Annotated in this window: 14 protein-coding genes; 1 reads left to right on the forward strand and 13 read right to left on the reverse strand. The window is 40.3% G+C overall.

All coding sequences use genetic code 11. The annotated features are described in order from the left end of the window. Positions 1-3: 3 nt before the first annotated feature. The 5 genes from STO1_RS05445 to STO1_RS05465 all read right to left on the reverse strand — a co-directional run bounded on the left by STO1_RS05445 (position 4) and on the right by STO1_RS05465 (position 5,957). Positions 4-633 carry an amino acid ABC transporter ATP-binding protein gene (locus STO1_RS05445; RefSeq protein ID WP_096422336.1) on the reverse strand — a complete coding sequence of 210 codons (630 nt, stop codon included), beginning with the start codon at positions 631-633 and terminating at the stop codon, positions 4-6. A gap of 10 nt (positions 634-643) precedes the next feature. Next, a complete protein-coding gene (locus STO1_RS05450; RefSeq protein ID WP_000121156.1) occupies positions 644-1,285 on the reverse strand; it encodes an amino acid ABC transporter permease in 642 nt (213 codons plus the stop codon). Between the two features lie 136 nt (positions 1,286-1,421). Continuing rightward, positions 1,422-2,651, reverse strand: a complete 1,230-nt coding sequence (locus STO1_RS05455; RefSeq protein ID WP_172843642.1) for a tetratricopeptide repeat protein — start codon at positions 2,649-2,651, stop codon at positions 1,422-1,424. Next, a complete protein-coding gene (locus tag STO1_RS05460) occupies positions 2,641-3,807 on the reverse strand; it encodes an AI-2E family transporter (RefSeq protein ID WP_096422338.1) in 1,167 nt (388 codons plus the stop codon). The genes STO1_RS05455 and STO1_RS05460 overlap by 11 nt, the downstream gene beginning before the upstream one ends. A gap of 173 nt (positions 3,808-3,980) precedes the next feature. After that, the gene (locus STO1_RS05465) at positions 3,981-5,957 is read right to left on the reverse strand and encodes a peptide ABC transporter substrate-binding protein (RefSeq protein WP_033584148.1); all 1,977 of its coding nucleotides are present in this window, start codon (positions 5,955-5,957) and stop codon (positions 3,981-3,983) included. A 176-nt stretch (positions 5,958-6,133) separates the two neighbouring features. Here STO1_RS05465 and STO1_RS05470 point away from each other — a divergent pair, with 176 nt between their 5' ends. Next, on the forward strand, positions 6,134-7,147 hold the full coding sequence (locus STO1_RS05470) for a lactonase family protein (RefSeq protein WP_096422340.1): 1,014 nt from the start codon (positions 6,134-6,136) through the stop codon (positions 7,145-7,147). Positions 7,148-7,190: 43 nt separating this feature from the next. Here STO1_RS05470 and STO1_RS05475 read toward each other — a convergent pair whose 3' ends face one another. The 8 genes from STO1_RS05475 to STO1_RS05510 form a co-directional block, all read right to left on the reverse strand. Next, complete coding sequence (locus STO1_RS05475; protein WP_000940837.1) at positions 7,191-7,610, reverse strand: F0F1 ATP synthase subunit epsilon; 420 nt, start codon at positions 7,608-7,610, stop codon at positions 7,191-7,193. Between the two features lie 10 nt (positions 7,611-7,620). After that, positions 7,621-9,027 (reverse strand): F0F1 ATP synthase subunit beta, encoded by a 1,407-nt coding sequence (gene atpD, locus STO1_RS05480; RefSeq protein ID WP_000094371.1) that lies wholly within the window; start codon positions 9,025-9,027, stop codon positions 7,621-7,623. A gap of 85 nt (positions 9,028-9,112) precedes the next feature. Continuing rightward, a complete protein-coding gene (locus STO1_RS05485; protein WP_000301227.1) occupies positions 9,113-9,991 on the reverse strand; it encodes a F0F1 ATP synthase subunit gamma in 879 nt (292 codons plus the stop codon). Between the two features lie 15 nt (positions 9,992-10,006). Beyond that, a complete protein-coding gene (atpA, locus tag STO1_RS05490) occupies positions 10,007-11,512 on the reverse strand; it encodes a F0F1 ATP synthase subunit alpha (RefSeq protein ID WP_033584144.1) in 1,506 nt (501 codons plus the stop codon). Between the two features lie 14 nt (positions 11,513-11,526). After that, positions 11,527-12,063, reverse strand: a complete 537-nt coding sequence (locus STO1_RS05495) for a F0F1 ATP synthase subunit delta (RefSeq protein ID WP_033584142.1) — start codon at positions 12,061-12,063, stop codon at positions 11,527-11,529. Then, the gene (gene atpF / locus STO1_RS05500) at positions 12,063-12,557 is read right to left on the reverse strand and encodes a F0F1 ATP synthase subunit B (protein ID WP_033584140.1); all 495 of its coding nucleotides are present in this window, start codon (positions 12,555-12,557) and stop codon (positions 12,063-12,065) included. The genes STO1_RS05495 and atpF overlap by 1 nt, the downstream gene beginning before the upstream one ends. Before the next feature lie 18 nt (positions 12,558-12,575). Next, entirely contained in the window at positions 12,576-13,292 is a 717-nt protein-coding gene (atpB, locus tag STO1_RS05505) for a F0F1 ATP synthase subunit A (protein ID WP_000392938.1), read from the reverse strand. A gap of 32 nt (positions 13,293-13,324) precedes the next feature. Further along, positions 13,325-13,525 (reverse strand): F0F1 ATP synthase subunit C, encoded by a 201-nt coding sequence (locus STO1_RS05510; protein WP_001054551.1) that lies wholly within the window; start codon positions 13,523-13,525, stop codon positions 13,325-13,327. Positions 13,526-13,689 lie beyond the last annotated feature (164 nt).

The raw sequence follows: 13,689 nt of genomic DNA on the forward strand, positions 1-13,689 counted from the left end.
GTCCTACTTTGGATCAACCTTAAGGATCTGATCAGCAATGTTTTCCGCAAACTGAAGATCGTGGGTCACAACAATCTGGGTCATCCCACGCTCTTTATTTTGAAGGATAAGTTTTTCTACTTCTAATCGCAATTCTGGGTCTAAGGCTGATGTAGGCTCATCATATCCAATAATTTCTGGGTTTATCATCATGGCGCGTGCTAAGGCCACCCGTTGTTTTTGCCCACCTGAAAGTGAGAAAGGAAAGGCATCTGCATGTCCTGCTAACCCAAGCTGTTCTATCAAACCACGCGCCTTCTTCTCAGCAACTTCCTTCTCCATGCTCATTGTTTTTATAGGCGACAGAGTTAAGTTATCTAGAACTGACAAATGCGGAAAGAGTTGAAAATCTTGGAAAACAAATCCCAGAAGATTGCGCTTTTCTAGTTCGTCTATAGCTAGCGCTTCGCCGTTATAGTAGATTTCCCCCGAATCGATGGTTTCCAGTCCAGCTAGCATACGTAATAGGGTTGTCTTGCCGCTTCCTGATGGACCTACGATTGCAAGGATTTGCTTTTCAGGAATTGATAGGCTGAAATTGGTTAAGATTTGTTTGCCACCAAAGGCCTTGTTAATATTTCGTAATTCTAACATAGCAATCCTCCTATCTGTAATAACTGTACTTCTTCTCAAGTTTTTTCGCTACAATGGTTACAAGACCAATCATAATCAAATAAATCGCTCCAGCTAAAAACATAGGAACAAGACTGGCATCTCGATTGGCTGCTGTCCGACTTGCCAAAATCAAATCTGAAATCCCAAGGGCATAAACCAATGAAGTATCCTTGACCAAACTCATAATTTCATTAAAGACGCTCGGTAAGACAATCTTTGTAACCTGAGGCAAAATAATATAGCGCACTGTGTCAAATGGACTAAACTTCAAGACCTTAGCAGCCTCATATTGACCTTTAGGAATGGTTTCAATCCCACCACGAAAGATTTCAGCAAAGTAGGCTGCATAGTTCAATACAAAAGCGATCACAGCAGCAGGCAAACGATCTAAACGTATCCCAATGCTAGGGAGAACATAGTAAATAAAGATTAATTGCAAGAGCAAGGGAGTCCCTCGCATCACCCAAATATAAAGGTCAATCAGATAATGGAGGGGTTTCCAGCGGACTTGTAAAGCAAAGGCAACGACAATACCTAAAGGAATTGAAAATATCAAGACCAGAGCAAAGACTTGAAGAGTCATACTTGCACCGTTCAATAAACTTGGTAATATCTCAAACATATAAGACATACTGCACCTCCTAAAAATTATTGTTCCTATTATAGCATAAATAAACAATTTAGCAAGTCTTTTTGTAAAAAAATTCTATTTTTCAAAAAAACGTATCTGCCAAATTGACGGATACGTTCTTTTAGAGAGATAACTTTTAAAGTGTTTCTAAGAGTTCTTGCATTTGAACATCATCTGGAACGAGTTTTAAATAAGCTTCAGCTTGTACTTTGGCTTCTTCAAAATACCCCAATTCACGCAAAAGATAAGTATACTGCTCCAGAAATTCAGGATTATCCTTGAGATCAAGCGATAGTTGTTGATAGAGTTCATACGCCTTATCTAAATCCTCGATTTCCTGATAAGAACGGGCAATCATCCACTTGGTCAGGAGGTTTTCTGGTTCTTGACTTTGGAGAGCGATGATATCTTCGTACCGCTCTTGTTCCATATAAATCGTTGCAAGGCGAAGGAAAATTTCTTCTGTATCCTCTGCATCTTCTTTTGCAGTAAGGAGAAACTGCTCAGCACCACTAGGATCATGCAATTCATACGAAAACTGAGAAGCAGCCAGTAAGAGCCGAGTTTCAAATGGATTTTTCTCCAAACCTTGTTTAACGATACGAAGGGCCTCTTCCACCTGATGTTCCTTGTGCAATGCTTGACTATAACCATATTCATATCCTTCAAAATCAGGTGAAATGGTATCAATTTGCTTAAAGTAAAGAACAGATTTTTGATACTCTTCTTGGTCAAAGTAAAGGCTAGCCAGTTCAAAGGCAGTTTGGTCATCGTATTCCAATTCTAAAGCTTTTTCTAAGAATTCAGTTGCGGCTTCAAACTTGCCTAACTGGGCATAAGCGTAACCAATTCGTTGATAGGTTGAGACACCCGTTTGCTCATAGATGGAGCGATTGTCTAATTGAGCATAGCCCTGAATAGCTTCCTGATAATTCCCTAACTCGCTATCCAACTCAGCCAAACCAAAAACTAATAAGGCATCATCTGAGTAATTTAAGGCTTCCAGTAACTTTTCACGCGCTACATCTGTCAATCCTTCCAACTGATAGAGGTCAGCCTTCAAGGCCAAAGCCGACACGTACCAGTCACTTTCGGGTGTGATTTCCTCAAGGTAAGCAAAGGCTTCCTCAACATTGCCATCCTCACTAGTAATGCTTGCTAAATTCAGATTCACTTCTGGAAATTCTGAAACGATATGTTGGTAAATTTCTTTTGCTTGAGGATAAAAGCCAATTCCCTCTAGATAGCTTGCTAGTTCATAGAGAACTTCACTTGAATCTGTTTCGAGGGCTTTGTGAAAATACTGATCCGCTTTGGTTAAATCCTGTTCATCCAAAGCCTGGAGCATGCGTTGACTATTGTTCACTCTTGATTTCCTCCCCTTCTTCTTCATACAGACCGCTGACTTTTTTATACCAGTTAAAGATAGCTGAGATAACGACCTTGGCAGAAGCATAGACAGGAATTCCCAGCAAGACTCCCCAAATACCAAACATAGAACCTGAAGTTAGGAGAACAAATAGGACATTTATCGGATGGATGTTTAACTGACTACCTAAAATAAGCGGAGAAACGAAGCGACCTTCAATCGTTTGTTCAACAATAAAGACAATAATTACTTTCAAAAGCATCACAGGTCCTGCTATCAAGCCCAAAACCAAAGCAGGCAACATCGCTAGAAAACTACCTAGATAAGGTACTAGATTAAGGATACCAGCCGTGATCCCTATAGTCACAGCATATCTGAGACCAATAATCTTAAAGAAGATAATAAACATAATTGCCACGATAATAGCAACTGTAACCTGCCCTCTAACATAGTTTGACAACTGTTTATTAACATCTGACAAAACTTGTCCGACAGGTTCTTTTAACTTGTTTGGGATGAATTTAGTCAGGTAATCTCGCAAGCCTTTCCCATCTCTCAAAAGATAAAAGAGCATGAAGGGTACGATAATAACCGCAACAATGACCTGGGAAACGCTACTGATAAAGGCGCTAACCCAGTTAACAGCTTGAGAAGAGATTTTGCTGGCCCACATGGTCGCCTCACTAGAAACATTGGAAAGAACCTGCTCCAACTGTGGTCTAAAATCATCTGGCAAGCGTTTGGTTACAAGGTCATTGATCACCTTATCAGCATCTTCCAGGTATGTCGGCACATTCTTCGCAAAATTTAAGACTTGACGTTGCAGATTAGGAATTGCGACTGCCAGCCCCCAAATGATAAAGAGTCCAATAATAACAAAAACAATACTAATGGCAAGGACACGATTGATCTTGTGCTTCTCCATCCAGTCCACAATCGGATTGAGGAGGTAATAAAGTAAACCAGATAAAATAACTGGCAACATGACAACTCCTAGAAAATCCAAAACTGGTAAAAAGATAAAACTAATCTTACTTAGAATAAAAATGTTTAGCCCCAGTAACAAGGTTACTAAAAATACAGTGATGGCTTTATTATCCAAAAACCACTTGAAGAACCAAGATAGGCTAAAATGTTTCTCTTTATGTTCCATAAATACATCCTTTCTGTCATCCTCTCATTATACCATTTTTAGACTAAAATAACTCTTTTTTAAAGTGCTTACATGAATAGACAAAAAGAAAAATCTCCTCTATTGAACTGCACCCCAAAAGTTAGATTTTTCTGTCTAACTTTTAGGGTGCAAATCAAATTGAGGAGATTTATTTAATCTTTAATATGACTTGATAGTTGTTTTTGGTATTCTTCGTTTGATTTTGCTTTTTCTTCAGCAAATTTCTTGCGGAATTCTTCCATTTCTTTACTTGTCACAATCTTATCTTGAATCTTCAGATATTTATAACTGTTTTCGCCTGTTTTATCGCCGACCCAACCATCTGCTCCTGTTCCTGGAACTTTCTTTGTAACAAGCATTTGGGCACCATCAGAGTTAACAGGGATGATCAAAGCACTGTCTGTCAACCATGCTTGAGCTTTAGCATATTTTGAATAGCGTTTTTCGAGATCTGTTTTCTCACTGTTAGCATCATCAAGTAATTCTTTGTATTTATCCAATCCTACTGCCTTAATGGCTGAACTATCTGATCCTGGTGCAATACCAAGTGCTCCAAGAAGAGTTGGTCCAGATGTTGGATCAAATGCATCAAGATAGGTTGATGGATCTGCATAGTCTGGGCTCCATCCACTGTTTGGATTGATATCCCAGTCGATATTGTCTTTTGAAGTTGCAAGAACGGTCATACTTCCCAATTCATCATCAGAAACTTGTTGGATATCAACCACTACATTTTCAGCTCCAAGAGCTTCCTCTATTGATTGTTTATACGATTGAGCTTGACGTACAAAATCTGTTTGAGTAGAGGATACTGGCAAGTCCAAATGAATAGGGAACTGAACACCGTCGGCTTGAAGAGTTTTCTTAGCCGCTTCAAGTTTAGTTTTAGCTTTCTCTACATTATGAAGTGAATCTTGTGCATCATCTAAGCTAACATCGCTCCAAGCAGTATCCAACTTGTCAAGTTCTGTTTTTGTTACTTGACCAAAAGATTGATCCCCAATTTGAACAAATGTTGGAGGTGTAAAGCTAGTACGTAATTTACGAGGGGCAACTTCATCACCAAATACTTGAGAGACAGCAGCCTTACGATCTGCTCCAAAAGCCAAGGCTTGGCGGAAATCTTTGTTCAACAAAGCTTTCTTAGTAGATGTCTTTTCTTCGTCCGTTGTTTTAGAAGTATGGTTATAGGCTACACGGTCAATATTAGTTGAAATGTAGTAGCTACCTCCTCTTTGTTGACCATACACAATGTTGTCTTTGTATTTTTCTTTGAATCGCTCATAGTTTGCAGAATTCTTAAAGAGGGGAGCTGCTGGGTAGTGGCCTTCATCAAAACCACGACCAAGAGAGTCTGCATCTTGACCATCAAAGAAGGTCAATTTTATATCATCAATGAAGACATTTCCTTTATCCCAATAGTTTTGGTTTTTTGTCATCTCGATTGAAGATTTCGATGTGAGACCTTTCAGAAGGTAAGGACCATTGTATAGAATACTTGTAACATCAGTAGGTTTACCAAAATCATCCCCCTTAGAGGCTAAAAAGTCTTCATTGATTGGTGCTAAAACACCCATCGTTGTCTTGGAATTCCAGAAAGATTCAGGATTATTAAGCGTATAAACAAGAGTATAATCATCTGTCGCCTTAATTCCAACAGTAGAAAAATCATTTGTTTTTCCGTTAATATAATCATCCAACCCTTTGATTGAATCCTGTACGAGATAGAGGGCTTGTGATTTCTTAGCGACAGCATGTTTCAAACCTGTCACGAAATCCTGAGCCTTTACTTCACCATATTCTTCGCCTTCATTAGTGTACCACTTAATCCCTTTCCGGATTTTATAGGTGTAAGTCAAACCATCTTTAGAAACACTCCAGTCCTCTGCTACAGAGGGCACAAGATTTCCATATTGGTCATTCTCAAGCAAACCATCGATGACATTCCCAGTCACCTGTTTGGTACTGGAATTTCCAGAAACTGTATAGTCCAAAGTTGCAGGATCCGATGAGAAGACATAAGTATAAGTCACAGGTTGGTTGGCATTTTTACCACCAGACGAACAAGCTGCTAGTAGTGCTGATGACAACACTGCTACTGCAGCCGTTAGAAAAATACGTTTTTTCATAAGACACTCCTTTAAATCAAATATATGATTATTATATCACTTTGATTTTTGAAAGCAAGGTAAAAACTAAATAAATCTTCCTAAGATGTTTTCTGTAATTTTCAAAAAATGATGAAAGTCAGTTAAGAATTTCATTTTGTGGTATAATAAATTTATCATTATTAAGAGGTATGGACATGAAAGAAACTGTTTATTTTGGAACTTACACTCGTCGCTTATCTAAAGGGATTTACAAAGCTGATTTTAATACAGAAACAGGCCAGCTTGCAAATCTTGAACTCTTTGCTGCTGAACCAAGTCCGACCTACCTTGCCTTTGACCAACAGCAACACTTATACACCGTAGGGAGTCAGGATGGTTTGGGTGGAATCGCTGCTTACAAGGCAGATGGCACTTTGTTAAATCATGTAGTGGAAGAAGGCGCTCCTCATTGTTATGTGGCAGTAGATGAAAAACGTGGTCTCGTTTATGGGGCCAACTATCATAAAGGTCAAGTTCTAGTTTATAAACGTCAATCGGATGGTAGCCTCATCCAAACAGATCTAGATCAGCATAGCGGACAAGGTCCTCATGAAAACCAATCTTCCCCACATATACACTTTACGGATCTAACACCTGACCAATATCTCGTCACATGTGATCTAGGAACGGATGAAGTAACGACCTACGATGTTAGCCCAGAAGGAAAACTAAGTAAACTCTACACTTATCACAGCCAAGCTGGAGCAGGTGCTCGCCACATCGTTTTCCATCATCATTATAAGATTGCCTACCTCATCTGTGAACTCAACAGTACCATTGAAGTCTTGATTTACGATGGTGTTGGTGAATTTGAACGCATGCAAGTCATTTCGACTTTGCCAGATGGATATGAGGGATTTAATGCTACTGCTGCCATTCGTCTTTCAAAAGACGGTAAATACCTCTATGCATCCAACCGAGGTCATGATTCCATTGCAGTATTTAGCATCCTAGCTGATGGTAGTTTGGAATTATTAGAGATCGTTCCAAGTCATGGTAAAACACCACGTGATTTCGACCTAACTCCTGACCAAGAATTTCTAATTGCAGTTCACCAAGACTCAGATAATGCAACCGTCTTTAAACGTAATCCTAAAACTGGTCGATTAGCTGAGCTTTCTAACGATTTCCGAGTTCCCGAAGCCGTTTGCATCACATTTAAACATTAATGTAAAATAAAAATAAACTTGCTTAAGCAAGTTTATTTTTATTTTATAGTTTATTTCCGACATTGATACGGTTAATGGCACGTTGCAAAGCAACCTTAGCTCGCCGTTCTTGGTCAATCAAGTGTTTATCTTGTGCTTCTTCAATCTCACGTTCAGCACGAAGTTTAGCACGTTGGGCACGGCTAATATCGATATCACGAGCACGTTCTGCTGAGTCCGCTACAATAGTAATGATGTCATTGGCAATCTCGATAATCCCTCCGTTCACTGCAATCCAGTTCACATGAGTATCATCATCGATTCGTTTTACCTTTACTTCATCAACCGCTAAAACCGCAATCATATTTTCATGTCGTGGCAAGATCCCCATCTCACCATCCAGAGTTCGTACCGATACAAAGCTGGCATGGTGATCATAGACGAGGCCATCTGGTGTCACGATCTGGACAGTTAAATGAGCCATAGATCACCTCTTAAAATCCCATTTTCTCAGCTTTTGCAATCACATCTTCGATTGAACCGACACCACGGAAGGCATCTTCTGGTAGATGGTCATGTTTTCCTTCAAGGATTTCCTTAAAGCCGCGAACTGTTTCCGCTACTGGTACATAAGAACCAGGTTGGCCAGTAAATTGTTCGGCAACGTTAAAGTTTTGAGACAAGAAGAACTGGATACGACGGGCACGTGCAACCAAAGTCTTTTCTTCATCAGAGAGTTCATCCATACCAAGGATAGCAATGATATCTTGCAATTCATGGTAACGTTGAAGGACACGTTTGACCTCAGCAGCAACTGCATAGTGCTCCTCACCAACAATCTCAGGTGCCAAGGCACGAGAGCTTGAAGCCAGTGGATCAACGGCTGGGTAGATACCCAACTGTACCAACTTACGTTCCAAGTTTGTTGTTGAATCCAAGTGAGCGAAGGCTGTTGCTGGCGCTGGGTCAGTATAGTCATCCGCTGGCACATAGATAGCCTGGATAGAGGTTACAGAACCCTTCTTGGTTGATGTGATACGTTCTTGCAATTGACCCATTTCTGTAGCAAGTGTTGGTTGGTAACCAACGGCTGAAGGCATACGACCCAAAAGGGCAGATACTTCTGAACCAGCTTGAGTGAAACGGAAGATATTATCGATAAAGAGAAGCACATCTTGGCCTTCTACATCACGGAAGTATTCAGCAATTGTCAAACCAGTAAGGGCAACACGCATACGTGCTCCAGGTGGTTCATTCATCTGGCCAAATACCATGGCTGTTTTCTCGATAACGCCTGATTCTTTCATTTCCCAGTAAAGGTCGTTCCCTTCACGAGTACGTTCCCCAACACCAGTAAATACTGAAATACCACCGTGTTCTTGGGCAATGTTGTGAATCAATTCTTGGATCAAGACAGTTTTACCAACTCCGGCACCACCGAAGAGTCCAACTTTCCCACCTTTAAGGTAAGGGGCAAGAAGGTCGATAACCTTGATCCCTGTTTCCAAGATTTCAGATGAGGTAGACAATTCATCAAAAGTTGGAGCTTTCTTATGAATTGGCTGACGCTCAGCGTCTTCAGCGAAAGGAGCATCCAAGTCAATGGTATCTCCCAAAACGTTGAAGACACGTCCCAAAGTTTCTTTACCTACTGGCACGGAGATTGGACGGCCTGTGTCCAAAACTTCCATACCACGAGTCAAACCATCTGTTGATTCCATGGCGATGGTACGAACCATACCATCACCTAACTCCAAGGCTACTTCAAGGACGATTTTTGTTTTTCTTTCGTCATTTTTGTAGACGACAAGTGCATTATTAATCTCAGGAAGTGTTTCCCCTGCTGCGAACAAGACGTCGACAACGGGTCCAATAACCTGAGCAATTTTACCTGAACTCATCTCCTTCTCCTATTCTATATAAGATACTGTCGGTTCCTAGTTCAACTAGGGCCTAAGTTCATTTTGATATGAGGGAGGCAAAGCCTTATTCTAAGGCACTAGCCCCCGCTACAATTTCTGTAATTTCTTGTGTAATCGCCGCCTGTCTGGCACGGTTATACTGGATTGTCAAATCATTGATGACTTTCTTGGCATTATCAGTCGCCGTTTGCATGGCTGTCATACCTGCAGCATTCTCAGCTGTCTTGGCATCAATGATAGCCCCGTATATCATACTTTCTGCAAACTGAGGTAACAACTGCTCTAGAATCTCATCACGACTCGTTTCCAACTCAAATGTCAAGCTATACTCTTCATCCGCTTCATTTGGATCTAAGTCAACGATTGGAAGCATTTGTTCTACACGCATTTGACTTGTGAGAGTATTGACATGATGATTGTAGCAGACGTATAATTCATCAAAAAGTTCGTTTTGATACATTTCAATCGTTTTTGAAATAATTTTACGAACTTCATCAAAACTAGGTTGATCTGCCAAGCCACGTAGTTCATAGATTGGCTGAATACCACGAGCCTTAAAGAAATCAGCTCCCATCCCACCGATACAGATGATCTCAAAACCTTTACCATCTGGATGGTATTCATCTTTCAACTCCATAACGGCTTTAAGGATGGAAGCATTATAACCTCCAACCAAGCCACGGTCTGAAGTGATAACGATATAGCCTGTTTTCTTAACTGGGCGACTGATGAGCATCGGATTGGTTGAACCACCAGATCCGTTACCATGCAGAATATCCGTCAAAAGCTTACGAACTTTCTGAGCGTAAACTTGGAAGTTGCGCGCTGCTTCTTCAGAGCGACCTAGTTTAGCAGCCGATACCATTTGCATGGCATTAGTGATTTGACTAGTATTTTTTGTTGAGGCGATTTTTGTTTTAATATCATTTAGAGATACTGCCATCTGACACCTCTATTCTTATTGGAAGCTGGATTGTTTGAGAAACTCTGTAATCGCAGCATCCAAGACTGCTTCTTCTGGCAAGTCTTTTGTTTCACGAATAGTTTCCAAAATCTCTGGATGTTGTGCATCAAAGAAATCATGAAACTCTTCCTCAAAACGAACAATGTCATCTACAGGAATCGTATCCAAGAAACCATGTGTCAAAGCATAGAGAATGGTTACTTGTTTCTCAACAGGTAGTGGTTTATGAACAGGTTGTTTCAATACTTCTACAGTACGACGTCCACGGTTCAACTTAGCCTGTGTTGCTGCATCCAAGTCAGAACCAAACTTAGTGAAGGCTTCCAACTCACGGTATGAAGCAAGGTCGATACGAAGTGTACCAGCAACCTTTTTCATGGCTTTGATTTGTGCAGAACCACCTACACGGGATACAGATGAACCCGCATCGATGGCTGGACGAATACCCGCATTGAAGAGACCATCACCGAGGAAGATTTGACCATCTGTGATTGAAATCACGTTGGTTGCGATATAAGCAGAGATATCTCCTGCTTGTGTCTCGATAAATGGTAGAGCTGTGATTGAACCACCACCAAGTTCATCAGAAACTTTAGCTGAGCGCTCAAGCAAACGGCTGTGGAGGTAGAAAACATCCCCTGGGAAGGCTTCACGACCTGGTGGACGACGAAGCAAGAGAGAAAGTTCACGATAAGCGACCGCTTGTTTTGAAAGATCATCATAAACGATCAAAACATGCTTCCCTTGGTACATAAACTCTTCTGCCATGGCAACCCCAGCATAAGGAGCTAGGAAGAGCAATGGAGAAGGTTGTGAAGCAGAAGCTGTCACAACGATTGTGTAGTCCAAGGCACCGTACTGACGAAGTGTTTCAACTTGCGTACGAACAGTTGACTCTTTTTGTCCAATCGCTACATAGATACAGATCATATCTTGACCTTTTTGGTTCAAAATAGCATCAATAGCGATGGTTGTTTTCCCTGTCTGACGGTCACCGATAATCAACTCACGTTGACCACGACCAATCGGAACAAGGGCATCAATAGCTTTCAAACCTGTTTGCAATGGTTCTGATACAGACTTACGTTGCATAACACCAGGAGCCGACGCTTCTACTGGACGAGACTTATCAGTATGGATTTCTCCAAGACCGTCAACTGGACGACCAAGTGGATCCACAACACGTCCAATAAGGCTCTCACCAACAGGAACTTCCATGATTTTACCTGTACGACGAATGGTATCGCCTTCACGAATATCTGTAAAGTCACCTAGGATGATAATCCCAACGTCTGTTGACTCCAAGTTTTGCGCCATCCCATAAGAGCCATTTTCAAAAATCAACAGCTCTCCACTCATGGCATTTTCAAGGCCGTGAGCACGCGCAATTCCGTCCCCGATATAGGTTACAACACCTGTTTCAGATACATCAAAATTGGGTTTGAAATTTTCAATTTGTTGCTTAATTAAAGCGCTGATTTCTTGTGCGTTAATTGCCAAAAGAACACCACTTTCTATTTCAAATTTTCTTTAACAACTCGAAGTTGTTGTTTAATACTCACATCAATTGTCTTGTGATTAGCAAAAATGACAAAACCACCAATGAGTCCTTCATCAATTTGTTCTTTGACGCTCCGCACTTTCAGAGACATTTTTTTCTCTATCAATGGGAGCAGACGTTCCTTCTGTTCATCTGTTAAAGGATGGGCTGAAGAAATAGTTACTACAAAACGATTGGTCTCTTTTTCAAGGCGATTCAAACAATCTGCAATTACTTCATAAAAAAGATTTGCTCTGTGATTGTAAACCAGAACTTGAATAAAGTTTTGCATTAAAGGTGAGACAGAGTCTTGAAAGAAACCAACTGTTTTTTCCTTATCAGACTCATCAACTGCCACCTGAGCTAAAAAAGAAGGTAAGCCCGTTTCTTCTGCGACTTGCTTGATTTGATCCAAGTCTGAAAAAATCCGGTCCTCTTCTCCTTTTTCAATCACTAATTGGACAAAAGGCATGCTGTATTTTTCAATTACCTTTGCTGTCTTCTTGTCCATTAGGCTTCTCCTAGCTGATCGATATACTGATCAATGAGTTCCTTATGGGCATGACTGTCAAGGTTTTGTGAGATGATTTTCCCAGCTAGACTAACTGTCAAATCTGCCACCTCGCCCTTAACACTTTGTAAAGCATCAGCTTTATTTTGAGCAATTTCTTGGTTGGCTTTTTCTTTTAAGCGCCCTGCTTCAAGTTTAGCTTCGGCTAAAATATCGGCTTTACTTTTCTCAGCAGTTCCCTTTGCATTCTCGATAATCGTTTTAGCTTCGGTACGGCTACCTGCTAACTCAGCTTCACGTTTGTTAGCTAGTTCCTCAGCCTTTTTACGGGCTTCCTCGGCACCATCAATATCTGAAGAAATCTTTTCAGCACGTTCATCCAAGATGCTGGAAATATTTCCCCAAGCATATTTTTTCACTAAAAAGATCAATAAAAGGAAGGAACCAGCGATAAGAATAAAGTCACCGATAATGGTACTAATAGTTAAATCCATCTTCTAATCCTCCTCTACTTACTCTTCCCCTTCATTTATTTTTTTACCAATGTACATAGATGACAACATGGTAAATACATAAGCCTGAATACATGAAATGAAAATTGAAAAGGCTGTCCATAACATGTTTGCGATAAAGGCAAAAGGATACCAATACAAAGCATTTTGTGACAAGGCTAATAGCAATCCAGCTAAGACCTCACCGGCAAAAATATTTCCGTAGATCCGAATCGCCAAGGAAGCAAAATTGGTGAACTCTTCTAAAATGTTCATCGGAGTCATAAAGCCAGGTGTAACAAATGCTCTCAAATATTCTTTAACGCCTCTACGACGAACTCCTTCTACATGGGCGATCAAAGTGATCAAGAATGATAGGGATAAATCGTATCCAAGGTTGGCTGTTGGGGAAGTCCACAAGTTATAACCGTTTGTTGTTTGTACTTTTGCCATTAAGCCGATATTATTGGCAACCAAGATAAACAGAAATAGAGAAAACAGAAATAAGGAATAATCCTTGATGTATGATTCTCCAATGTTTGGTTTGGTAAAACCAATCACAAAGTCGTAAATCATCTCAAGAGCATTTTGTTTGCCCTTTGGACGGATGGTCATTTTACGACTTGCCCAGTAGACAAAGGCAAAAACCATCAAAACAGTTACAAGAGACATGGCAAGCAGGGTCAAATCAAAGGATATTGGTCCAATATTAACGGTTGGATTCAAACTTTCTTCCATGGTTTGACACCTCCATTTCTAAATAGAGTTGTCTATTTAATGACAAATGACATCGCCAAGGTTACAAAGAATGTTCCTTCGATAAAGGCAATCCCCATGATCATCAAACTACGCAATTGTGGGATGATGTCTGGTTGGCGTGCTGCAGACTTGAACAAACCGTTCATCAAAAATCCTTCTGCAAGAGATACACCCATACAGGCAAGACATAGACCGAAAAATGTTAAATTCATGATGAATTCTCCTTTTATTTAAAATTTACTTACTTAGTTTAGTCCTAAAATTTGTTTTTGTCAACTTTTTACTTACGTTGGAAGCGTTTCAGATGATTTATTTCTATTTTTGCTATTTTTATACCACTGTATAGATAAGTTTCTCATTTTATGATGAAATGTGT

Source organism: Streptococcus oralis subsp. tigurinus, from assembly GCF_002356415.1.
GTDB classification, from domain to species: domain Bacteria; phylum Bacillota; class Bacilli; order Lactobacillales; family Streptococcaceae; genus Streptococcus; species Streptococcus oralis_F.

Bases quoted from the DNA above. Each gene is read 5' to 3' on its own strand.
- STO1_RS05445 (WP_096422336.1), bottom strand. From the start codon at position 633: ATGTTAGAATTACGAAATATTAACAAGGCCTTTGGTGGCAAACAAATC.
- STO1_RS05450 (WP_000121156.1), bottom strand. From the start codon at position 1,285: ATGTCTTATATGTTTGAGATATTACCAAGTTTATTGAACGGTGCAAGT.
- STO1_RS05460 (WP_096422338.1), bottom strand. From the start codon at position 3,807: ATGGAACATAAAGAGAAACATTTTAGCCTATCTTGGTTCTTCAAGTGG.
- STO1_RS05465 (WP_033584148.1), bottom strand. From the start codon at position 5,957: ATGAAAAAACGTATTTTTCTAACGGCTGCAGTAGCAGTGTTGTCATCA.
- STO1_RS05470 (WP_096422340.1), top strand. From the start codon at position 6,134: ATGAAAGAAACTGTTTATTTTGGAACTTACACTCGTCGCTTATCTAAA.
- STO1_RS05475 (WP_000940837.1), bottom strand. From the start codon at position 7,610: ATGGCTCATTTAACTGTCCAGATCGTGACACCAGATGGCCTCGTCTAT.
- atpD (WP_000094371.1), bottom strand. From the start codon at position 9,027: ATGAGTTCAGGTAAAATTGCTCAGGTTATTGGACCCGTTGTCGACGTC.
- STO1_RS05485 (WP_000301227.1), bottom strand. From the start codon at position 9,991: ATGGCAGTATCTCTAAATGATATTAAAACAAAAATCGCCTCAACAAAA.
- STO1_RS05495 (WP_033584142.1), bottom strand. From the start codon at position 12,063: ATGGACAAGAAGACAGCAAAGGTAATTGAAAAATACAGCATGCCTTTT.
- atpF (WP_033584140.1), bottom strand. From the start codon at position 12,557: ATGGATTTAACTATTAGTACCATTATCGGTGACTTTATTCTTATCGCT.
- atpB (WP_000392938.1), bottom strand. From the start codon at position 13,292: ATGGAAGAAAGTTTGAATCCAACCGTTAATATTGGACCAATATCCTTT.
- STO1_RS05510 (WP_001054551.1), bottom strand. From the start codon at position 13,525: ATGAATTTAACATTTTTCGGTCTATGTCTTGCCTGTATGGGTGTATCT.